Annotated in this window: 2 protein-coding genes; both read right to left on the bottom strand. The window is 41.3% G+C overall.

Annotated elements, in window-relative coordinates:
- The coding region (locus ABD296_RS50015; RefSeq protein WP_455363892.1) for a hypothetical protein at window positions 1–237 on the bottom strand (237 nt) is incomplete at its 3' end.
- 90 nt (window positions 238–327) lie between these two features.
- A partial coding sequence (locus ABD296_RS50010) for a YidC/Oxa1 family membrane protein insertase (protein ID WP_344285719.1) occupies window positions 328–579 on the bottom strand: 252 nt, incomplete at its 5' end.

Here is a 579-nt window from a genome sequence, read left to right as displayed (position 1 = left end):
AACATCTTCACCGGTAAAAGAATGTGGATTTGGAAAGCACAAGACAATGCCTTCATCCATAATACTTCCATCAGCATCATAAAACTTACGGAAACCCGCCAACCGAGCTTCAGGTAAGTTTTTTTGCGTCAGTTTTTGAGCAATATCATAAGCCTTAGGTCCCGATAAGCGAATCACGCCCACTCCACCACGCCCTGGTGGCGTTGCAATTGCGGCAATTGTGGTTTGACTATGCATATTATTCACCTAAAAACCTGAAATACAGTAAAAGAAAAATGCGCCTAAGATTACCATCTTAAGCGGATTGATTCAGCAAAAGTTCAAGGATTAAGATGCCGATTCAGCTTTACTGATACGACTTTTCTCAACACTCTTGTTAATAAACCATTGCTGTAAGATTGTAATACTGTTGTTCACAATCCAGTACAACACAAGACCCGCAGGGAAGAACAACATAAATACCGTAAACATAATCGGCATAATGCGGAATACTTTCGCCTGCATTGGATCAGCTGGTTGCGGGTTCAACATTTGCTGAGCAAACATTGTCGCACCCATAATTAATGGCAAGATGAACCA

The organism is Actinomadura napierensis (assembly GCF_039529375.1).
Classification (GTDB): Bacteria; Actinomycetota; Actinomycetes; order Streptosporangiales; family Streptosporangiaceae; genus Spirillospora; species Spirillospora napierensis.
This window is presented reverse-complemented; position numbering and strand designations above follow the sequence as displayed.